Raw genomic sequence first — 20,466 nt, forward strand, 5'->3', positions numbered from 1 at the left:
GATACCTGAAACCTTGCCGGCGGGTGTCGCTGAGGCGATACCCGCAAACTTGCGACGACGATCCCGCGGTATCTTCGCGGGGCGCGGTGGCGCGTGGGTGATCGGTTTGTCGGTGCTGGTGTCGTTGCTGTCGCTGCTGCCGATTGGCTTCGTCGTTGGCGTTTCGTTTCAGACAGGCTGGGCGACCCTGGTTCCACTGGTATTCCGGCCGCGGGTCGCTGAACTATTGATCAACACCGTTTTACTGGTGGTCATCACGATTCCGCTGTGCGTCACGTTAGGCCTGACTCTGGCCTGGCTGACAGAACGCACCAACCTGCCGGGTCGACGCTGGTGGTCGTTGCTGGCCACCGCGCCGCTGGCGGTGCCGGCCTTCGTTCACAGCTATGCGTGGGTCAGTCTGGTTCCACCGATACACGGGCTGTTTGCCGGGGTTCTGGTCTCGGTCATCGCCTACTTCCCGTTCCTGTACCTGCCGATTGCTGCGACCCTGCGCCGGCTCGATCCGGCTATCGAAGACGTCGCCGAATCGCTCGGCCTCAAACCCTGGGCGATATTTTTTCGTGTGGTGCTGCCGCAATTGCGCCTGGCCATCTGCGGCGGCGCATTGCTGGTGGGCTTGCACCTGCTGGCTGAATATGGCCTGTACGCGATGATCCGCTTTGACACCTTCACCACGGCCATCTTCGATCAGTTCAAGTCCACCTTTAACGGCCCCGCCGCCAACATGCTGGCCAGCGTGCTCGCCCTGTGTTGCCTGGCGATGCTGACCACAGAATCGGCCGCTCGCGGCACGGCGCGTTACGCCCGGGTCGGGTCGGGAAGCGCTCGCGAGCAGCGGGTGGTACGCCTGAAACCCGCAACCACCCTCCTCGCCCTTACCGTACAGATCGTGACCTGCGCGCTGGCGCTGGGCGTGCCGCTGGTGACATTAGTTAACTGGCTGGTGGCCGGTGGTACGCAGGTGTGGCAGATGGACGAGCTTCTGCCGGCGCTGGAACAAACGCTGTTGCTCGGTGTGGCGGGTGCAGCCATCACCACCTGCGCCGCCATCCCGATTGCCTGGCTGTCGATTCGCTCTCCAGGCCGGTTGCAACGAGTACTGGAAAGCTGCAACTACATCACCAGTTCGTTGCCCGGGATCGTCGTTGCCCTGGCGTTGGTGACCGTCACCATCCATTTCGCCCGGCCGATTTACCAGACAACCATCACGGTGTTGCTGGCGTATCTGCTGATGTTTTTACCCCGCGCCCTGGTGAGTTTGCGCGCCGGTATTGCACAGGCGCCGGTAGAGCTGGAAAACATGGCCCGCAGCCTCGGCCGCTCGCCTGCCCGGGCATTGTGGCTGATCACCCTGCGCCTGGCCGCACCCGGCGCTGCCGCGGGCGCCGCGCTGGTGTTTCTGGCGATCACCAATGAGTTGACCGCCACCCTGCTGCTCGCCCCCAACGGCACGCGGACCCTGGCCACCGGGTTCTGGGCCATGACCAGCGAGATTGATTACGCCGCCGCCGCACCCTATGCCCTGCTGATGATTTTGCTGTCGCTTCCGTTGACCGGACTCCTTTATCACCAATCCAAACGAACGGCTGGCCGATGAACGCTCTTGAACTCCATTCCATTTCCAAGGCCTACGGCGCCCATCAAGCGCTGCAGAACATCAACCTGTCGGTGCCAACGGGCAGCCGAACGGTCATCGTCGGCCCCTCCGGCTCAGGAAAAACCACGCTGTTGCGAATGATCGCCGGCTTCGAGTTCCCGGACTCGGGCCGTCTTTCACTCAATGGCCAAACGCTCGTCGACGACACCCACGAAGTCCCGGCGCATCAGCGCTTGATTGGCTATGTTCCCCAGGACGGCGCCTTGTTCCCGCACATGACCGTGGCCGCGAACATCGGTTTCGGGCTTTCGATCAAGGGCAGTGCAAAACAGGAGCGAGTCGCAGAGTTGATGGACAGCGTGGCGCTGGATGCAAACATGGCCAACCGTTGGCCCCATGAACTGTCCGGCGGCCAGCAACAACGCGTGGCACTGGCACGGGCGTTGGCGCAACAGCCGCGCTTGATGCTGCTGGACGAGCCGTTTTCGGCCCTCGACACCGGACTTCGAAGCGCCATGCGCAAAATGGTCGCGCGGCTGCTGACAGACGCCGGCGTGACCACCATTCTGGTCACCCATGACCAGAGTGAAGCGTTGTCGTTTGCCGATCAGCTGGCGGTGATGCGCGACGGCCGGCTGGTGCAATCGGGCCATCCGCTGGACCTTTACCGCTACCCCGAGGATGAACAAACCGCGCTGTTTCTGGGGGATGCCGTGGTCTTGCCCGCCAGAATCGAAGCCGGCTGGGCCCATTGCGATCTCGGCCGTATACCGGTGAACAACCACCGGAACAACAAATCGGCGCAGATCATGCTGCGCCCCGAGCAACTGCAACTCGTCAGCATCCAGCCCAGCCCGACCAAGACTGCCGGGTGTCGCGCCGTCGTGACCGAGCGGGATTTCAGCGGCAATACCTGCACGTTGACGGTGGAACTGGAGACTTTGGCTTCCGGGCAACAGCCTGGTCGATCATTAATGGTGCGCAGTTCGGGCCTGTATGCGCCACCCGCCGGCAGTGAGGTTCACGTCTCGACAATCGGCCATGCCCACGTACTGAGCGAATCCTGAACCCCGTCCATCAAAGATCGAACCGGTCCACGGCCCGACGCCGCTCGTTGTCATCGCGCACATCGTAGTTGGCCGTGGTCTGGATGTTGCTGTGATGGGCGAGTTTCTGGGCGATCGACAAGTCGTACTCCTCAATCACTCGGGTAATGAACGAACGTCGAAAATCATGCGGCATGATTTTCACCCCGACCTGCGCCCCCCGCTGTCGGGCGATGTAATAGATCGCATGTTTGGTGATGCGCTCGCGGGTGATGTGACTGCCGCGACGGATGCGGTTGAACAGGAACGGATCGTCCGTTTCGCCCTCCTTCAGTAGCGAGCGCCGCAGTTCCAGCCAGTCATTGAGCTTGGCGAACGCCCAGGCCGGTGCGTACTTGATCAATTGCTTGTTGCCCTTGGCGGTCACACGAAGGCTGCGCTCGGCAAAATCGACCTGGTTCAGGTCCAGGTTCACCGATTCCGATTTGCGCATGCCCGAGCCATACAAAATCCCGATGATCGCCGCATCCCTCAACCCTTGTGGCCGTGGATCGGCGGCGCAGACTGCCATCAACTCCTGGATCAGCGTGCGCCTGAGGTTACGCCCCTGGGACAATCGCGTACCGGCAATCCCCTTCACCGAACGCATTTTCAGCAAGTGTTCCTGACTGATCAGGCTCATGCGCCACGCCTCGTTCATCACCCCGCGCACCGCGTTGACGTACAGCGAAGAGGTGTTTGGCGCGTAGCCGTCGGTGCGCAAGGTTGCCACCAGCGCAATGACATCTTCCGGTTGCAGGTTGTGCCAGGGAATCTCCTCGACGTTCATGTCTTCGAAGCCCAACCGGTCAGCGGCGTCCTGCAACACGTAACGCATGGTCAGTTGGCTGGAGGGCGCCAGGCGTGCCAGGTACAGGGTCAGCGGATTAGTCTTTGAGGAAATTGAGTCGGTAGCGGGTAAGTCAATCAAACGAAACGGCCTTAAGTGGAAACAGTTCATTAAACAACTAAGGATTGAAACATCCTTCATGTTAAAGCGGGACACTTCTGTAGGACTTCTTACTAGAAAACTCGATGAACGGCAGAAGTCTGAACAGTGGCTGTATGACGTTCAGATAAACGATTCGCCGACCGGGTTTTCATGTTCCTTTCACAAAATCGGGAATAACCTCATTGGATCCGCCCTGTCTCTTTGCGAGGGATCAAGCTGCCGACCATGGCAGAAGATGTCAACCGATGTGAATGATCAGGAATTTTCAGTAACTAATTGATGCAGCTTTCGTTTTTAGCGTCTACGCTTGCACTGGATCCAATTTTTTAGCCTCACAGGCTATTCATTTTTAAGCCCCGAGGTGCCCATGAGCCAGGCTTTTCTCCCCTTCTCCCGCCCGAGTATCGGCGATGAAGAAATTGCCGCCGTAGAGCAAGTATTGCGCTCCGGCTGGATCACTACCGGGCCCAAAAACCAGGAACTGGAAGAACAATTCGCCAACTATGTGGGTTGTCGTCATGCCGTGGCACTGTCCTCGGCGACCGGCGGGATGCACATCACTTTATTGGCATTGGGCATTGGTCCGGGCGATGAAGTCATTACGCCGTCCCAAACCTGGGTATCCACCGCCAACATGATCTGCCTGTTGGGCGCGACACCGGTGTTCGTCGACGTTGACCGCGACACGCTGATGAGTGACCTGGCCAGCATCGAAGCGGCAATCACACCTCGCACCAAAGCCATCATTCCAGTGCATTACGCCGGCGCGGCATTCGATCTCGATCCGCTTTATGCGTTGGCCGACAAACACGGTATCCCGGTCATCGAAGACGCCGCTCACGCAGCAGGCACCCTCTACAAAGGTCGGCATGTCGGCGCGAAAGGCACGGCGATCTTCTCGTTCCATGCGATCAAGAACATGACCTGCGCCGAGGGTGCCATGTTCGTCAGTGACGATGAAGCCCTGGCCAGTCGGGTGCGCATGCTCAAGTTCCATGGCCTCGGTGTCGACGCCTATGACCGCATGACGCACGGCCGCAAACCTCAGGCGCAGGTGATGGAACCGGGGTTCAAATACAACCTGGCCGACATCAATGCCGCCATCGCCTTGGTGCAGCTCAAGCGACTGGACGACATCAACGCCAAACGCACGGAGCTGGCCACTACTTATTTGCAGCGACTGGAAGGTTTGCCGGTGCAACCCCTGGCCCTTCCAGCTTATGCGCAGCAGCACGCCTGGCACCTGTTCATCCTGCGGATCGACAGCGAGCGCTGCGGTCTGGACCGTGAAGCGTTCATGAAGGCCTTGCAGGAACAGAACATCGGCACCGGCATTCATTTCATTGCCACTCACCTGCACACCTACTACCGCCAGCGCTTCCCCAACATCTACCTACCCAACACCGAATGGAACTCGGCGCGGCTGTGTTCGATCCCGTTGTTCCCCGACATGACCAACGATGATGTCGATCGTGTCGTCGGCGCCATTGAAAACATTATGGACAGAAGCCTGTGAAACCTTATCCGATCCGTTGCGTGTCGATCGTCATCCCGGTCTACAACGAACAGGACAGCCTGCCCGAGTTGCTCAGGCGCACTGAAGCGGCGTGCCAACTGCTGCACCATGACTACGAAATCGTACTGGTCGATGACGGCAGCCGCGATAACTCGGCGCAAATCCTCGAAGAAGCCGCCCAACGCGAATGCAGCGCGGTGGTGGCGGTCATTCTCAACCGTAACTACGGCCAGCACGCAGCAATCATGGCCGGTTTCGAACAGTGCAAGGGCGATGTGGTGATTACCCTCGACGCCGACCTGCAAAACCCTCCCGAAGAGATCCCGCGGTTAGTGGCTCAGGCCGAACTCGGCTATGACGTGGTCGCCACCGTGCGCAACAACCGTCAGGACTCGGCGCTGCGCCGCTGGCCGTCGAAGCTGATCAACCTGGCCGTGCAGCGATCCACCGGCGTTGCCATGAGCGACTACGGCTGCATGCTGCGCGCTTATCGCCGAACGATTGTCGATGCCATGCTCGCCTGCCGTGAACGCAGCACCTTTATCCCGATCCTGGCCAACAGCTTCGCCCGGCACACCACGGAAATCGTGGTGATGCACGCCGAACGCGAACATGGGGAATCCAAATACAGCCCCATGCGCCTGGTCAACCTGATGTTCGACCTGATCACCTGCATGACCACCACGCCTCTGCGTTTGTTGAGCATTGTCGGCTTCGGCATGGCGGCGCTCGGCTTGATATTTGCCACGGTGTTGATCGTGTTGCGCGTGGCCTTCGGCGCCCATTGGGCCGGCGACGGGACATTCGTGCTGTTCGCCGTGCTGTTCATCTTCACCGGTGGCCAGTTCATCGGCATGGGCCTGTTGGGCGAGTACCTGGGTCGCATGTACGGCGACGTGCGCGCCCGCCCCCGGTTCTTTATAGAAAAAGTTCTGCGTAACCAACCCGCTGCTCCTGCTCCCGTTGTCACCGTCGACGGTCTCACCTCCACTTCTTCAGATCAGGTTCACTCATGAGTGCAAAAGCTGTTGTCTTCGCCTATCACGATATTGGCTGTGCCGGCATCGAATCCCTGCTTAATTGCGGTTATGACATTGCCGCTGTGTTTACTCATCCTGATGATCCGAAGGAAAACGCGTTCTACGGCTCCGTTGCGCAACTGTGCGCCCGCAAGGGTATCCCGGTGCACGCCCCGGAAGATGCCAACCACCCACTGTGGATCGAGCGCATCAGTAAGCTCAACCCCGATTACCTGTTCTCGTTCTACTACCGCAACCTGTTGAGCGAACCGCTGTTGGCCACCGCCAGCAAAGGCGCCTTCAACCTGCACGGTTCGTTGCTGCCGCGCTACCGTGGACGCGCGCCGGCCAACTGGGTGCTGGTCAACGGTGAGACCGAAACCGGCGTCACCCTGCACCGCATGGTCAAACGCGCCGATGCCGGCGCAATCATCGCCCAGAAACGAGTGGCGATTGAGCGCAGCGACACGGCGTTGAGCCTGCACGGAAAATTACGCCTGGCCGCTACCGACTTGTTGCGTGACACGCTACCAGCGTTGCTTCAGGGCAAAGTCAGCGAAACCCCACAGGACGAATCCAAAGCCACGGTGTTTGGCCGTCGCACGCCAGCCGACGGCAAACTGCTCTGGAACAAACCAGCGGAACAATTGTTCAACCTGGTTCGCGCCGTCACCCAGCCTTACCCGGGCGCATTCTGCGCCGTCGGCGAACACAAGCTGATTGTCTGGAGCGCAGAAGTCGCCCAAGGCAATGAAGGCCAGGCACCGGGACGGGTCATCAGCGTCGACCCGCTGCGAATCGCCTGCGGCGAAGATTCCCTAGTGATCACTGCCGGCCAGCGCAACGACAACGGTCTGTACCTGAGCGGCCCGCAACTGGCCAACGAACTGGGACTGGTGGACGGTTCCGTGTTGCGTGGTGCCGAGTCGGGTCGTGCCCCGCGTCGCACTCGCGTGCTGATCCTCGGCGTCAACGGCTTCATCGGCAATCACCTGTCCGAGCGCCTGCTGCGCGACGACAAGTACGAAGTGTATGGCCTGGACATCGGTTCGGACGCCATTGAGCGTCTGCGCAGCCATCCGAATTTCCACTTTGTCGAAGGTGACATCAGCATCCACTCCGAGTGGATCGAATACCACATCAAGAAGTGCGACGTGATCCTGCCACTGGTGGCGATCGCCACGCCGATCGAGTACACCCGCAACCCGCTGCGGGTGTTCGAACTGGACTTTGAAGAGAACCTGAAGCTGGTTCGCTACTGCGTCAAATACAACAAACGGGTGATCTTCCCGTCGACCTCGGAAGTCTATGGCATGTGCCAGGACCAGAACTTCGACGAAGACACCTCCAACCTCATCGTCGGTCCGATCAACAAGCAGCGCTGGATCTACTCGATCTCCAAGCAACTGCTCGACCGGGTGATCTGGGCCTACGGCCAGAAAGGCCTGAACTTCACGCTGTTCCGCCCTTTCAACTGGATGGGTCCACGCCTCGACCGCCTGGACTCGGCGCGTATCGGCAGTTCCCGCGCGATCACCCAACTGATCCTGAACCTGGTGGAAGGCACGCCGATTCGCCTGTTCGATGGCGGTGAGCAAAAACGCTGCTTCACCGACATTGCCGACGGCGTGGAAGCGCTGGCGCGGATCATCGACAACGACAACGACGCCTGCAACGGCCAGATCATCAACATCGGCAACCCGGAGAACGAAGCCAGCATCCGTCAGTTGGGCGAAGAGCTGCTGCGTCAGTTCGAAGCGCACCCGTTGCGCGACAACTTCCCGCCGTTCGCCGGGTTCCGCGATGTCGAAAGCAAAGCGTTCTATGGTACCGGTTACCAGGACGTGTCCCACCGCAAACCGAGCATCGCCAACGCCAAGCGCCTGCTGGACTGGACGCCGACCGTGGAAATGAGTGAAACCATCGGCAACACGCTGGACTTCTTCTTGCGTGAAGCCATGCTCGAAATCGCGGACAAGCGTTAATGCAGGCAGGTCTTCGAATCGATGTCGACACGTACCGAGGCACCCGTGAGGGGGTGCCGCGGTTGCTGGAAATCCTCGATGAAGCGCAGGTCAAGGCGACGTTTTTCTTCAGCGTCGGGCCGGACAACATGGGGCGTCATTTATGGCGCCTGATCCGGCCACAATTTCTCTGGAAAATGCTCCGCTCCAACGCGGCCGGCCTGTACGGCTGGGACATTTTGCTGGCCGGCACCGCGTGGCCCGGCAAACCGATCGGCCGTGATCTGGGGCATTTGATGCGTCAAGCCGCGGCAGCCGGGCATGAAGTCGGCCTGCACGCCTGGGATCATCACGGCTGGCAGGCCAATGCCGGGCGCTGGAGCGACAAGCAACTGATCGAGCAACTTCGCCGGGGCGTGGACACCCTCGCCGACATCCTTGGGCAAAACGTCGAGTGCTCGGCGTGCGCCGGGTGGCGGGCCGACGAGCGCGTGATCGAGGCCAAGCAGGCGTTCAGTTTCCGCTACAACAGCGATTGTCGGGGGCAGAGCCTGTTCCAGCCGAGATTGTCCAATGGCGGTTTGGGTGCGCCGCAGATTCCGGTGGACCTGCCAACTTTCGATGAGGTGGTCGGCCCCAGCGTGGCGGCCAAGGACTTCAACGCCTTCATTCTTGATCGCTTCAGCTCTGAAAAGCTCAACGTCTACACAATCCATGCCGAAGTAGAAGGGATTCTGATGTCCAACGATTTTCGTCAACTGCTGGCCGAAGCGCGCCAGCGAAACATCCATTTCCAACCCTTGGGCGATCTGCTGCCCGAGGCGCCCGACTCCTTGCCGGTCGGCCGAGTGCTGCGTGGCACGCTCGAAGGACGCGAAGGCTGGTTGGGGGTGCAAGGCGTATGAGCAAGCGCTGGGCATTACCGTTGTTGCTGGCCATCTTCGCTCTGGCGTATCTGCTGCCGCTGGGCAGCCATGGCCTATGGATTCCTGACGAAACCCGTTACGCCCAGATCAGCCAGGACATGCTCCTGAGCGGCAACTGGGTGTCGCCGCACTTCATGAGCCTGCGCTATTTCGAAAAACCGGTGGCCGGTTACTGGATGATCGCCATCGGCCAGGCGCTGTTTGGCGACAACCTGTTCGGTGTCCGTATCGCATCGGCCTTGAGCACCGGGCTTAGCGTGTTGTTGTGCTACCTGATTGCCCGCAGGCTGTGGAACGAGCCGCGCAAAAGCTTCGCCTGCGCGCTGCTCTACATGAGTTTCGTGATCGTTGCCGGCCAAGCCGGTTACGCCAACCTCGATCCGCAATTCACGTTCTGGGTCAATTTGAGTCTGGTTGCCTTGTGGTTTGCCCTGGACAGCGTCAGCCGTGGCCAGCGCCTGATCGGTTGGGCGGCGTTGGGCCTGGCCTGCGGCATGGGGTTCATGACCAAGGGCTTTCTCGCCTGGCTGCTGCCGGTGCTGATCGCCCTGCCCTGGATGATCTGGCAAAAACGCTGGCGCGAACTGTTGATCTACGGTCCGTTGGCGATTGTCGTGGCCATCGCCGTCAGCTTGCCGTGGGCCTTGGCGGTACACGCGCAGGAGCCCGATTACTGGCGGTTCTTCTTCTGGCACGAACACATTCGCCGTTTCGCCGGCGACGATGCCCAGCACGACGCGCCGTGGTGGTTCTATTTGCCGTTGCTGGTGGCGTTCAGTCTGCCGTGGGTGGCGTTGCTGCCGTCGGCGCTGAAGCAGGCGTGGGACACACGACGCCAGGCCAACATCGCTTTCCTGCTGCTGTGGCTGCTGATGCCGCTAATTTTTTTCAGCCTGAGCAACGGCAAGCTGCCGACCTACATCATGCCGTGCCTGTTGCCATTGGCGTTGCTGCTGGGCCATGCACTGGTGGACCGCTTGAAACTTGAGCAAGGCCGGGTACTGGGCATCAATGGTCTGCTGAATCTGCTGCTAGGTCTGACAACCCTGTCGGCTCTGGTCTACCTGCAATTGAAGAAGCCGCTCTACAACCATGAACTGCACAACCTGGTGCTGGTGTTCATCGGCCTGACCGGCTGGATCATGGCCAACCTGCTGCAAGCCTTCAGACCTCTGCAATGCTGGGCGGCGCCAGCCTTCGGCAGTCTGCTGCTGATCGGCCTGTTGCCGGCCGGGCTGCCCGAATCGGTAGTCGCCAACAAGATGCCCGACCAATTCATCCTCGAGCATGCCCAGGAACTCGGCCAATCCGACCAGTTGCTGAGCAACGACCTTGGCGCCGCCGCGGCCCTGGCCTGGCGCCTGCAACGCCCGGACGTGGCGTTGTACAACACGATAGGCGAATTGAAATATGGCCTTGCCTATCCTGACGGCGCACAGCAACAAGTCGATCCGAACCGGGTTCAAGCATGGATGACCGAAGCCCGCCAGAGCGGTTCGGTCGGCGTGGTCATGCGCATCAAGGGTGACGACGAGTTGCACGAAATCGACCGGCTGCCCAAGGATGGCAAGCGCTATGAACAAGGCAACATTGTGATTCTGATTTTTCCTCAGGAGGCGTCATGAGCCTGTTACTGCTCCTGGCCGCCTGCCTGCTGACCTGCCTGGGCCAGATCGCCCAGAAGTACGCCGTGGAAAGCTGGCGCGGCAAGACGTCAGGCTGGAGCGAGAAACTGCGTTCGCCGTGGTTGTGGCTGGCGCTCGCCTCTTTGGGACTGGGCTTGCTGGTGTGGCTGCTGGTGTTGCAGCGCCTCGAAGTCGGCGTCGCCTACCCGATGCTGAGCCTCAATTTCGTGCTGATCACCCTGGTCGCCCGCTTCGTTTTCCACGAAATCATCGACCGTCGCCACTGGATCGGCGTGGCGTTGGTGATCAGTGGCGTCGTTCTGCTGGGGCAACACACATGAACCTGCGTCGCGGAATCACCTTCGCGCTGGGCAGTGTGCTGCTGGTCAGTGCCGCGCAATTGGGTATGCGCTGGAGCATGAGCCGCCTGCCATCGCCTGAGCACTGGTTCACCACCAGCATTGATTTATCCGCTGTCGCGGTGGTGCTGATCGCCATTCTCGCTTATGCCCTGTCGATGCTCTGCTGGCTCGCCGCCCTGCGGGATTTACCGCTGGGCCGGGCTTATTCGCTGCTGAGCATCAGCTACGCGCTGGTGTACCTGCTGGCCGCCAGCCTGCCGCTGTTCAACGAAGCGTTCAGTCTTTCAAAAACCATCGGGGTGGCCTTGGTCATCCTCGGTGTCATTACCATTAATTCTCGGCCTGCTCGCACGCGCGAACTCAGGAGTGCCCCATGAAAATCAGTGTATTTGGTAGCGGTTACGTTGGTCTGGTGCAAGCCGCCGTCCTGGCAGAAGTTGGCCACGACGTGGTCTGCATGGACATTGACGAGAAGAAAATCGCACTGTTGCAACAAGGCCACGTGAGCATTTTCGAACCGGGGCTCGCCAGCCTGGTGCGCGAAAGCCTGGAGGCCAAACGTCTACAGTTCACCACCGACGAAAAACTCGCGGTGCAGCATGGTCAGGTGTTGTTTATCGCGGTCGGCACACCGTCCCGGGACGATGGTTCGGCGGACCTGCGTTATGTGCTGTCGGTGGGAGAAGCCGTGGCGCGTCATCGTGAACAACCGGTGATTCTGGTGGAGAAATCCACGGTGCCGGTGGGCACGGGTGACGCCTTACGCGCGCATATTGACAAGTGCCTGATCAAGGTCGGCCGCTTGCTGCAGTTCGATATCGTCTCCAACCCGGAATTTTTGAAAGAAGGCTCGGCCGTGGCCGATTGTCGGCGCCCGGACCGGATCATCATCGGCTGCGAACGCGATGAAGTGCGGGACGTGATGCGTGACCTCTATGGGCCCTTCAACCGCAATCATGACCGCGTCATGTTCATGGACCTGCGCAGCGCCGAGCTGACCAAGTACGCCGCCAACTGCATGCTGGCGACCAAGATCAGCTTCATCAACCAGATCGCCGAACTGGCCGAACACCTGGGTGCCGACATCGAATCGGTGCGCCTGGGCATCGGTGCCGATTCGCGTATTGGCTACCACTTCATCTACCCCGGTTGCGGTTATGGCGGCTCGTGCTTTCCCAAGGACATGCGTGCGTTGATCCACAGCGCCGAAGAGGCGCATTGCTCCAACGATTTGCTGAAAGCGGTAGAAGCCATCAACGAGCGTCAGAAGCACAAGCTGTTCGAGCGCATCAATGCGTTCTACAAGGGCGATTTGCGCGGCAAGACCTTTGCCGTGTGGGGGCTGGCGTTCAAACCGAACACCGACGACATGCGCGATGCACCGAGTCGCGTGCTGCTCGAATCGCTGTGGGCCGCCGGAGCCAGCGTCCGCGCGTTCGACCCGGAAGCCATGCAGGAAACCCAGCAACTGTATCCCAATGAACCCAAGTTGATGCTCATGGGCACACCGGAATCGGTATTGTCCGGCGCTGACGCGTTGATCATCTGCACCGAATGGCAGCAGTTCAAAGCTCCGGATTTCGACCTGATCGAACAGCGGCTCAACGCACCGGTGATCTTCGACGGACGCAACCTCTACGACGCCGATCGCCTGGCCCGCGCGGGTTTCAAATACTTCCCGATGGGCCGCGGTGAATCGCGCAATCTGCCTATTCCGCATCAGCAGTGGCCCGCCGCTTCGGTCATCGCTTGATTTCGATATCACCCGCTATCCGCCGACAGTCTCTAGGCCTAGGGCTGTTGGCGCTGCTGCTGTTGAGCGCCGGGGTGTATCAGCAGGCGGTGATCGGCTTCGATTCGCGTTTTGTGCTGTTCGCTCAGGAGATGCTGCGCCACGGGCCATCCTTTTTTCCGACCACCTATGGCCAGCCGTATGCGGACTACTCTGCGCTGACGACGCTGTTCATCTGGCTGCTGTCGCTGCCGTTCGGTCAGGTCAACAGCCTGACGGCCTGGTTGCCGAGCGCCTTTGCCGGGGCGGTGATCGTCACGTTGATGTACCGGCTGCTGGCGCCCTACTCCCAGCGCTGGGCGTTGCTGAGCATCGCCCTGATGCTGCTGACCAACACCTTTGTCACCGAAGCCCGCGCCGTGTCCCTGGATTTGATGCTCGCGGCGGTGGCTTTTTCAGTGTTCTACCTGGGCTATGCCGCCGATCATTTCGCAGCAAAGCGCCGGTGGTGGCTGATCTTTGCCTTGTTGCTGCTGGGCTTCGGGATTCGCGGGCCGATCGGGCTGGTGATTCCCACTGGCATGCTGTGCAGCTATTTTTTGCTCAATCGACAATGGCAGCATTTTTTTGGTTTTGGCCTGGTGGCGGCGGTGCTGCTGGCCGTGTGCGTCGGTGTGCTGCTGTGGCTGGCGGAAGCCATTGGCGGCGCGGACTTCATGCACGATGTGGTGCGCATGCAGTTCATGGGGCGCCTGGACGGTAGCGAAGGCGTCAGCGGTTCGCTGTACTACTTCACCGGCTCGGTGGGCAACTATGCGCTCGCGTATCCGTTGGCGTTGCTGGTACTGGCCGCTGTCTGGCTGACAACGCCTCGGCAGGCCGGTCCCGCGTTGCGCCTGTTGCAGTACTGCACGGCAGCCGGCCTGATAGTGATGGTCGGGCTCTCGATACCCCAGGCCAAAAAGGCCCGTTATCTGCTGCCGATGTTGCCCATGGCGGCGATCATTGCGGCGTATCCGTTTCAGGTGGCGCAAGGTCGGGTATTCGTCTGGTTGCGGGGGTTGATGCAAGGGGTGTGGTTGTTGATTCCCGCCCTGTTGGCCGTTGGATTGATGGTCGCTCACCGACGTTTTTCCGAGCAAATGCCGGGGCTGCTTTCTATTTTTATCATTCTTGGCGTGCTGCAAGTCATTGCGCTGGCGATGCTTTTGCTGCCCGCCTGGCAGGCTCAGACAATGGCCTTGTGCGCGGTCCTGGCGTTGTGGTCGGTCTACATTCTGGTATTCGAACCGGTTGAACGCCGACTCTACGACACCCGGACTTTCAGCCGCGCGGCATTCGCACTGGTCCAGAAAGACCCTGCGCCTCTGGTGCTGCACGCCATGGGTAAAGACGCCAAGGCAATCAAGTTCATGGTCAACATCGAGCAGGACGTACAGCCGGTTTTTACCGAATCAATCCAGGAGCTGGAGAACCTTCAGGGGTCGCATTGGCTGATGATGGATGAAAACGACTACCGCGCCCTGCAAGGCACACCTTTGGGTGCGTTGCCGCCCATTTTGAGCGGCAGTTTCGACAAAAACGATTACGTCCTGCTGCACCTCAATCCCTTGTAGCAGCTGCCGAGCCTGCGAGGCTGCGTTCGGCGACGCAGTCGTCGTGAACCCAGGCAATGCAGTGTTTCAGGAAGACCCCATGTGCAGGTCTTGCGACGACTGCGTCGCCGAACGCAGCCTCGCAGGCTCGGCAGCTGCTACATTGGCCCGCATGAATTTCACTATTCGCCGTGCCCAACTTGCCGACGCCTCCGACCTCCCCGCCATTGAACGCTCGGCGGCCGAGTTGTTTCGCTGCGACCCGTCCTTGGCCTGGCTTGCCGATGCTGAGGTGACCGATGCCGAACAACATCGCCGGGCAATCGAGACGGATGAGGTTTGGGTTGCGCAATCCCCTGATGGCGTACTTATGGGATTTCTCAGTGCTGTTGAAGTCGACAACGAACTGCATATTCAGGAACTGTCCGTCAGACAACGCTTCCAGGGCCGGGGCGCGGGTCGAAAGTTACTGTTAACGGCGGTTGAGCATGCCCGGTATCGAGAACTCTACGGTCTGACGCTGACCACGTTCCGCGACTTGCCGTGGAATGAACCGTTCTATCAGCACCTGGGCTTTGAAACATTGAGCCCTGCACTATGGGGTCCGCGATTAGCGACTGTATTAAACGACGAAGTCACCCACGGCTTACCCGGTGAACGGCGTTGTGCGATGCGTTTGCGTCTTAGAGCGGCGCCTTCAAATCAACCCCCAACGCCTGGGCAAACGCCTTGACCAGCGGACTGCGCACAGTGTTGTGGCGAAGGATCAGATTGAACGGCGTGACGATGTGGATCAGGTCCGGGCGCACCGCGCGAAATAGCCCCTGAGCGACCATCGATGCAGCGTAATGCTGTGGCAGAAAACCCACGAAACGCCCGGTCTTGATCAACAATGCCACCGCTTCGACCTGGCTGGCCGAGGCGGAGAAGCTGTCGTAGTGAGCAAAATTCAGTTTGTCGCGATGGATCGCATAGCGATGGTTGATGCACTCGTAATCCTTGAGCACATGACTGCCGATTTCTGCGTCCGGCACCGAGAACAACGGATGACCGACCGCGCAATAAACTTCGGAGCGTTCTTCGTACAACGAGTAATAATCGAACTCTTCCCTTTTCTGATAAACCGGCACGATCCCCGCCACTAACCGTCCCTCTACGACGCCTCTTTCCACCTCATCCAGCTGAGAGGCTTGAAGTTGGAACCTGACTTTAGGTGATGTTTCATTAATTATTCTAAGCGCAGCAACTAACGGCGAATTAACATCGGAAATCGTATTATCAATAACCCCCACACCAAGGTCACCGATCAGTTCGTTCTGCGCTGAACTAAGTCGATCACGAAAGTTGTCGACCGAGGCAAATAAATCAATGGACGCCTGGTACACCAGACGGCCCTCTTCGGTCAGGTGAAAACCCTCGCGACCGCGGGTGCACAGGCGCATGCCGATGCGAATCTCCAGGTCGGAAATCTGTTTGCTGATGGCTGCCAGTCCCACATTCAGCTCGTTCTGGGCGGCACTGAAGCCGCCGGCCTCGACCACAGCCTTGAACACTTTGAGCAGTTTGAAGTCCAGACCGCTGAGGGTCAGCGGTGCCCGATGGCCCGTTTTCAGCGGCGGGTTTCCGGAATTGGAAAGTGGGGTTTCCATAATGCCTATTTACCTCTGACGCCCTATTCAACAACCTGTGTCCAACAACAAAAATAGTGCTGGTAAATAATAATGACCACAGAAAACCAGGCTTGGCAACCGATAATAAATCCCGCACATCAGTGCCAACTCACTGATTTCGAACTATTAAAAGCTGACACTTCGACGTAGGAGCTGCCGAAGGCTGCGATCTTTTGATCTTGATCTTTTATGGGTCAACCAAGATCAAAAGATCGCAGCCTTCGGCAGCTCCTACATGAATATCGCTTCGATCTGACGGCACACCGATTTCAGTTCGCTTTACCGACGAGGAAAACAACAATGTCTCAAACCACCGACCGTCTCTGGGGTGCTCGCTTCAAAAGCGGCCCGTCCGAAGCCCTGGCGGCCTTGTCCCGTTGCCCCGAGCGCTACTTTCGCCTCACCCCGTACGACCTCGCCGGTTCCAAGGCGCATGCCCGTGAATTGCAGCGCGCCGGGCTGTTGAACGAACAAGAAGCCCACACCATGCTTGACGCTCTGGAGCGCATCGGCGATGACTTCCGCGCCGGCAGCATCGCTCCGACCCTGGACGACGAAGACGTCCACACCTTCATCGAACGCCTGCTGACCGAACGCCTCGGCGCCCTCGGTGGCAAGCTGCGCGCCGGCCGTTCACGTAACGACCAGACCGCCAACGACCTGCGCCTGTTCCTTCGTGATCACGTCCGCACCCTGGCCGTTGAGGTCCTGGCCCTGCAACAAGCGCTGGTGGATCAGGCCGAGCAACATATCGAAAGCATCTGCCCGGGGTTCACTCACCTGCAGCAGGCCCAGCCGATCGTTTTCGCCCACCACTTGCTGGCACACGCCCAATCCATGCTGCGTGACGTGCAACGCCTGGTGGATTGGGACATTCGCACTTCGCTGTCGCCACTGGGCGCGGCGGCCATGGCCGGTTCCGCCATCGCTCGCCTGCCTCAGCAGTCGGCCAAGGAAATGGGTTACAGCGGCGTGTGTGAAAACTCCATCGACGCCGTGGCCAGCCGCGATCACGTTGCCGAGTTCCTGTTCATTGCCAGCATGCTCGGGATCAACATTTCCCGCCTCGCCGAAGAGTTCTGCCTGTGGTCATCGCGGCAATTTCGCTGGGTCGCGCTGGACGATGCCTACGCCACTGGCAGCTCGATCATGCCGCAGAAGAAAAACCCGGACATCGCTGAACTGGCGCGGGGCAAGGCGGGTCGCTTGATCGGCAACCTGACCGGGCTGCTCTCCACGCTCAAATCCCTGCCACTGTCGTACAACCGCGACTTGAGCGAGGACAAAAACGGCGTGCTCGACAGCGTCGATACCCTGTTGCTGGTGCTGCCAGCCATGGCCGGGATGGTCGCGACCATGAAGGTCAACGTCGAAGAACTGCGTCGTCAGGCGCCACTGGGTTTCACCCTCGCCACCGAAGTCGCCGACTGGCTGGCCATGCGCGGCGTGCCGTTCAAGGAAGCCCACGAAATCACCGGTGCGCTGGTCCAGGCCTGCGAGAAACACGACATCGAATTGTGGGAAGCCTCGCCGGCGCTGTTGGCCGAAATTGATCCGCGCCTGACCGCAGAAGTGCGCGAGAGCCTGACCCTCGAAGCCGCCATCGCCGCCCGCAGTGGCTGGGGCGGCACCGCACCGCAACAGGTTCGCGAGCAGATCGGCCGGTTGAAAACGGCCCTCGCCGCGCAGCAGCAATGGACCGAGAACTATCAAGGTTTCCGGCTCTGAGCCAGGACACAAAACCTGTGGGAGCGAGCCTGCTCGCGAAAGCGGTGTGTCATTAAACATTGATGTCGTCTGACACGACCTCTTCGCGAGCAGGCTCGCTCCCACAAGGGAATGTGGTTGGCCTGAATTACCAAGTGTACGGAGAAACAACATGAGCCAGACTCAGGCAGAACGACTCCAGGCGGAGCGCAAACTGGCGGAAAACCAGTTCGATATCACCCAGTACCACCATGTGCCACGGCGTTACTACGGGCGGATTTTCTTCGCCACCGTGATCGTCATTGCGATCCTCGGGTTGGTGCGGGCCTTCGCCGAAGGCAAGATCGAATGGTCTTACATCGGCCAATTCCTCACGTCCCAGGCGATCATGTGGGGTTTGCTCAACACCATCGTCATGGCGGTGCTGGCGATGGCGCTGGGCATCGTGTTCGGGGTGATCACGGCGATCATGCGCATGTCGGCCAACCCGATCCTGCGCTACGTGGCGGTGACCTACACCTGGCTGTTTCGCGGCACGCCACTGATTCTGCAACTGCTGTTGTGGTTCAACCTGGCGCTGATTTTTCCCACCATCGGCATCCCCGGCCTGTTCGAAATGGACACCGTGAGCCTGATGACGCCCTTCGTGGCCGCCCTCCTCGGCTTGAGCATCAACCAGGGCGCCTACACCGCCGAAGTGGTGCGTGCCGGCCTGCTGTCGGTGGACACCGGGCAGTACGAAGCCGCCAAGTCGATCGGCATGCCGCGCCTGCAAGCGCTGCGCCGGATCATCCTGCCGCAAGCCATGCGGGTGATCATTCCGCCGGTCGGCAACGAGTTCATCGGCATGGTGAAGATGACCTCGCTGGCGAGCGTCATCCAATACTCGGAACTGCTCTACAACGCGCAGAACATCTACTACGCCAACGCCCGGGTCATGGAGCTGCTGATCGTCGCCGGTATCTGGTACCTGGCCACTGTCACCGTCCTGTCCTTCGGTCAAAGCCGTCTGGAGCGTCGTTTCGCTCGCGGCGCCGGCAAGCGTTCTTGAGGAGTTCAACATGAGAAACATCGTCAAGGCCGTGAGCCTGAACAAGTACTACGACCAGTTCCACGCGCTCAAGGACGTCAACATCGAAGTCGAGCAAGGCGAAGTGCTGTGCATCATCGGCCCGTCCGGCTCCGGCAAAAGCACCTTGCTGCGTTGCATCAACCAGCTGGAAAAAATCGACAAGGGCGGCCTGTGGGTCGATGGCGAACTGGTGGGTTACCGCGTCGTCGGCAACAAACTGCACGAGCTCAACGAGTCGCAGATCGCCCGTCAACGCCTGTCCACCGGCATGGTGTTCCAGCGTTTCAACCTGTTCCCGCACATGACCGTGCTGCAAAACATCATCGAAGGGCCGTGCCAGGTACTCAAGCGTTCGCCCAAAGAGGCGCACGAAGAAGCCGTGGAATTGCTCGCTCGTGTCGGCCTGGCCGACAAGCGCAACAGCTACCCGATCGAACTCTCGGGCGGTCAGCAACAACGCGTCGCCATTGCCCGAGCACTGGCCATGCGGCCCAAGCTGATGCTGTTCGATGAACCCACTTCGGCACTCGACCCGGAATTGGTCGGTGAGGTGCTGTCGGTGATGCGTGATCTCGCGCAAACCGGCATGACCATGATCGTCGTCACCCATGAACTGGGCTTCGCCCGTGAGGTTTCCAACCGCATGGTGTTCATGGACGGCGGGCAGATCGTGGAGGCTGGAAGCCCCGAAGAAATACTAATAAGTCCGCAAAATCCGCGCACCCAAAGCTTCATTTCTGCCGTTCGAACCTAAGCGCCGTTTGGCGCTCACAACACTCATAAGAGAACGACCATGAAGAACATAGTTATCCCCGCAGTACTCGCCGGCGTTATGGCTTCCGGCTTCACCTGGGCCGCCGAACTACCGGCCAGCATCAAAGCGAAAGGCGAGGTCGTGGTAGCGATCATGCCGAACTACCCGCCGATGGACTTCAAGGACCCGGCCACCAACACCCTCACCGGGCTCGACTACGACCTGGGCAACGCCCTGGCCGAACGTCTGGGCGTGAAGATCAAATGGCAGGAAACCGGCTTCGAGCAAATGATCAATGCGCTGACCACCGACCGCGTGGACATGGTCATGTCGGGCATGACCGACACCGCCGAACGTCAGGCCAGCGTGACCTTCGTTGACTACTTCACCAGCGGTCCGCAGTTCTACACCTTGCAGAAGAACAAGGATTTCAACGAGATCATTGATTTGTGTGGCAAGAAAGTCGGCACCAGCCGCCGTACCACCTTCCCGGCGGAAATCGCTGAGTGGAGCAAGGCCAATTGCGAAGCCGCCGGCAAGCCTGCGATCAACGTGATCGGCACCGAAGGCTCGGCCGATGCCCGCGCACAATTGCGTCAGAGCCGTATCGATGCCGCCATGCAGGGCAGCGAGACCTTGTCCTACCTGAAGACTCAGGAAAAAGACATGTACAAAACCGTGGGCCAGCCGATCTCCAAGCAGTTCACCGGACTGGGCGTGAGCAAGAAAAAGCCTGAGTTGAGTGAGGCGGTGAAGGTCGCGTTGCAGAGCATGGTGGATGACGGCAGCTATCAGGCGATCCTGAAGAAGTGGGATCTGGAGTTGGGTGCGATCAAGACTGTGACCATTAACGCCGGGAAGTAATCCGGCACCCAAATCCATTGTGG

At 59.8% G+C, this 20,466-nt stretch carries 18 protein-coding genes; 16 read left to right on the top strand and 2 right to left on the bottom strand.

Annotated features, from left to right (window positions below; all coding sequences use genetic code 11):
• Position 1: 1 nt before the first annotated feature.
• Positions 2–1,600 carry an ABC transporter permease gene (locus EAH74_RS12785; protein WP_140679429.1) on the top strand — a complete coding sequence of 533 codons (1,599 nt, stop codon included), beginning with the start codon at positions 2–4 and terminating at the stop codon, positions 1,598–1,600.
• Positions 1,597–2,667 carry an ABC transporter ATP-binding protein gene (locus EAH74_RS12790; RefSeq protein ID WP_140678871.1) on the top strand — a complete coding sequence of 357 codons (1,071 nt, stop codon included), beginning with the start codon at positions 1,597–1,599 and terminating at the stop codon, positions 2,665–2,667. The genes EAH74_RS12785 and EAH74_RS12790 overlap by 4 nt, the downstream gene beginning before the upstream one ends.
• Positions 2,668–2,677: 10 nt before the next feature.
• Here the strand turns inward: EAH74_RS12790 and EAH74_RS12795 are convergent, their stop codons facing one another.
• The gene (locus tag EAH74_RS12795; protein WP_140678873.1) at positions 2,678–3,616 is read right to left on the bottom strand and encodes a site-specific integrase; all 939 of its coding nucleotides are present in this window, start codon (positions 3,614–3,616) and stop codon (positions 2,678–2,680) included.
• A gap of 388 nt (positions 3,617–4,004) precedes the next feature.
• On the opposite strand from EAH74_RS12795, the gene arnB reads away from it, so the two are divergent.
• The 10 genes from arnB (at position 4,005) to EAH74_RS12845 (ending at position 15,109) form a co-directional block, all read left to right on the top strand.
• On the top strand, positions 4,005–5,153 hold the full coding sequence (arnB, locus tag EAH74_RS12800) for a UDP-4-amino-4-deoxy-L-arabinose aminotransferase (protein ID WP_140678875.1): 1,149 nt from the start codon (positions 4,005–4,007) through the stop codon (positions 5,151–5,153).
• The gene (gene arnC / locus EAH74_RS12805) at positions 5,150–6,169 is read left to right on the top strand and encodes an undecaprenyl-phosphate 4-deoxy-4-formamido-L-arabinose transferase (RefSeq protein ID WP_140678877.1); all 1,020 of its coding nucleotides are present in this window, start codon (positions 5,150–5,152) and stop codon (positions 6,167–6,169) included. The genes arnB and arnC overlap by 4 nt, the downstream gene beginning before the upstream one ends.
• A complete protein-coding gene (arnA, locus tag EAH74_RS12810; protein ID WP_140678879.1) occupies positions 6,166–8,157 on the top strand; it encodes a bifunctional UDP-4-amino-4-deoxy-L-arabinose formyltransferase/UDP-glucuronic acid oxidase ArnA in 1,992 nt (663 codons plus the stop codon). The genes arnC and arnA overlap by 4 nt, the downstream gene beginning before the upstream one ends.
• Entirely contained in the window at positions 8,157–9,041 is an 885-nt protein-coding gene (arnD, locus tag EAH74_RS12815) for a 4-deoxy-4-formamido-L-arabinose-phosphoundecaprenol deformylase (protein ID WP_140678881.1), read from the top strand. The genes arnA and arnD overlap by 1 nt, the downstream gene beginning before the upstream one ends.
• The gene (gene arnT, locus EAH74_RS12820; protein WP_140678883.1) at positions 9,038–10,687 is read left to right on the top strand and encodes a lipid IV(A) 4-amino-4-deoxy-L-arabinosyltransferase; all 1,650 of its coding nucleotides are present in this window, start codon (positions 9,038–9,040) and stop codon (positions 10,685–10,687) included. Before arnD ends, arnT begins: the two co-directional genes overlap by 4 nt.
• Positions 10,684–11,028, top strand: coding sequence for a 4-amino-4-deoxy-L-arabinose-phosphoundecaprenol flippase subunit ArnE (gene arnE / locus EAH74_RS12825; RefSeq protein WP_140678885.1), 345 nt, complete (start codon positions 10,684–10,686; stop codon positions 11,026–11,028). Before arnT ends, arnE begins: the two co-directional genes overlap by 4 nt.
• Positions 11,025–11,426, top strand: coding sequence for a 4-amino-4-deoxy-L-arabinose-phosphoundecaprenol flippase subunit ArnF (gene arnF / locus EAH74_RS12830; RefSeq protein WP_123364078.1), 402 nt, complete (start codon positions 11,025–11,027; stop codon positions 11,424–11,426). Before arnE ends, arnF begins: the two co-directional genes overlap by 4 nt.
• Positions 11,423–12,802 (top strand): UDP-glucose dehydrogenase family protein, encoded by a 1,380-nt coding sequence (locus EAH74_RS12835; RefSeq protein ID WP_140678887.1) that lies wholly within the window; start codon positions 11,423–11,425, stop codon positions 12,800–12,802. Before arnF ends, EAH74_RS12835 begins: the two co-directional genes overlap by 4 nt.
• Positions 12,799–14,397 carry an ArnT family glycosyltransferase gene (locus tag EAH74_RS12840; protein ID WP_140678889.1) on the top strand — a complete coding sequence of 533 codons (1,599 nt, stop codon included), beginning with the start codon at positions 12,799–12,801 and terminating at the stop codon, positions 14,395–14,397. Before EAH74_RS12835 ends, EAH74_RS12840 begins: the two co-directional genes overlap by 4 nt.
• A 151-nt stretch (positions 14,398–14,548) precedes the next feature.
• Positions 14,549–15,109, top strand: a complete 561-nt coding sequence (locus EAH74_RS12845) for a GNAT family N-acetyltransferase (RefSeq protein WP_140679431.1) — start codon at positions 14,549–14,551, stop codon at positions 15,107–15,109.
• Here EAH74_RS12845 and EAH74_RS12850 read toward each other — a convergent pair.
• On the bottom strand, positions 15,060–16,025 hold the full coding sequence (locus tag EAH74_RS12850; protein ID WP_140678891.1) for a LysR family transcriptional regulator: 966 nt from the start codon (positions 16,023–16,025) through the stop codon (positions 15,060–15,062). The two genes, EAH74_RS12845 and EAH74_RS12850, sit on opposite strands and share 50 nt — an antisense overlap.
• A gap of 321 nt (positions 16,026–16,346) precedes the next feature.
• Here EAH74_RS12850 and argH point away from each other — a divergent pair, with 321 nt between their 5' ends.
• From argH to EAH74_RS12870, 4 genes are all read left to right on the top strand, one after another.
• Positions 16,347–17,774, top strand: a complete 1,428-nt coding sequence (gene argH, locus EAH74_RS12855; protein ID WP_140678892.1) for an argininosuccinate lyase — start codon at positions 16,347–16,349, stop codon at positions 17,772–17,774.
• A gap of 151 nt (positions 17,775–17,925) precedes the next feature.
• Positions 17,926–18,804 carry an amino acid ABC transporter permease gene (locus tag EAH74_RS12860; RefSeq protein ID WP_046047004.1) on the top strand — a complete coding sequence of 293 codons (879 nt, stop codon included), beginning with the start codon at positions 17,926–17,928 and terminating at the stop codon, positions 18,802–18,804.
• A 10-nt stretch (positions 18,805–18,814) separates the two neighbouring features.
• Positions 18,815–19,579 carry an amino acid ABC transporter ATP-binding protein gene (locus tag EAH74_RS12865; RefSeq protein ID WP_140678894.1) on the top strand — a complete coding sequence of 255 codons (765 nt, stop codon included), beginning with the start codon at positions 18,815–18,817 and terminating at the stop codon, positions 19,577–19,579.
• 39 nt (positions 19,580–19,618) lie between these two features.
• Positions 19,619–20,443: an ABC transporter substrate-binding protein gene (locus tag EAH74_RS12870; RefSeq protein ID WP_140678896.1), complete on the top strand. Its 825-nt coding sequence runs from the start codon at positions 19,619–19,621 to the stop codon at positions 20,441–20,443.
• Positions 20,444–20,466: the final 23 nt, after the last annotated feature.

This window comes from Pseudomonas mandelii, from assembly GCF_006438925.1.
GTDB lineage: Bacteria > Pseudomonadota > Gammaproteobacteria > Pseudomonadales > Pseudomonadaceae > Aquipseudomonas > Aquipseudomonas mandelii_C.

Bases quoted from the DNA above. Each gene is read 5' to 3' on its own strand.
- EAH74_RS12845 (WP_140679431.1), top strand. From the start codon at position 14,549: ATGAATTTCACTATTCGCCGTGCCCAACTTGCCGACGCCTCCGACCTC.
- arnB (WP_140678875.1), top strand. From the start codon at position 4,005: ATGAGCCAGGCTTTTCTCCCCTTCTCCCGCCCGAGTATCGGCGATGAA.
- EAH74_RS12865 (WP_140678894.1), top strand. From the start codon at position 18,815: ATGAGAAACATCGTCAAGGCCGTGAGCCTGAACAAGTACTACGACCAG.
- EAH74_RS12870 (WP_140678896.1), top strand. From the start codon at position 19,619: ATGAAGAACATAGTTATCCCCGCAGTACTCGCCGGCGTTATGGCTTCC.
- argH (WP_140678892.1), top strand. From the start codon at position 16,347: ATGTCTCAAACCACCGACCGTCTCTGGGGTGCTCGCTTCAAAAGCGGC.
- arnF (WP_123364078.1), top strand. From the start codon at position 11,025: ATGAACCTGCGTCGCGGAATCACCTTCGCGCTGGGCAGTGTGCTGCTG.
- EAH74_RS12790 (WP_140678871.1), top strand. From the start codon at position 1,597: ATGAACGCTCTTGAACTCCATTCCATTTCCAAGGCCTACGGCGCCCAT.
- EAH74_RS12860 (WP_046047004.1), top strand. From the start codon at position 17,926: ATGAGCCAGACTCAGGCAGAACGACTCCAGGCGGAGCGCAAACTGGCG.
- arnT (WP_140678883.1), top strand. From the start codon at position 9,038: ATGAGCAAGCGCTGGGCATTACCGTTGTTGCTGGCCATCTTCGCTCTG.
- EAH74_RS12835 (WP_140678887.1), top strand. From the start codon at position 11,423: ATGAAAATCAGTGTATTTGGTAGCGGTTACGTTGGTCTGGTGCAAGCC.
- arnD (WP_140678881.1), top strand. From the start codon at position 8,157: ATGCAGGCAGGTCTTCGAATCGATGTCGACACGTACCGAGGCACCCGT.
- arnA (WP_140678879.1), top strand. From the start codon at position 6,166: ATGAGTGCAAAAGCTGTTGTCTTCGCCTATCACGATATTGGCTGTGCC.
- arnE (WP_140678885.1), top strand. From the start codon at position 10,684: ATGAGCCTGTTACTGCTCCTGGCCGCCTGCCTGCTGACCTGCCTGGGC.
- EAH74_RS12850 (WP_140678891.1), bottom strand. From the start codon at position 16,025: ATGGAAACCCCACTTTCCAATTCCGGAAACCCGCCGCTGAAAACGGGC.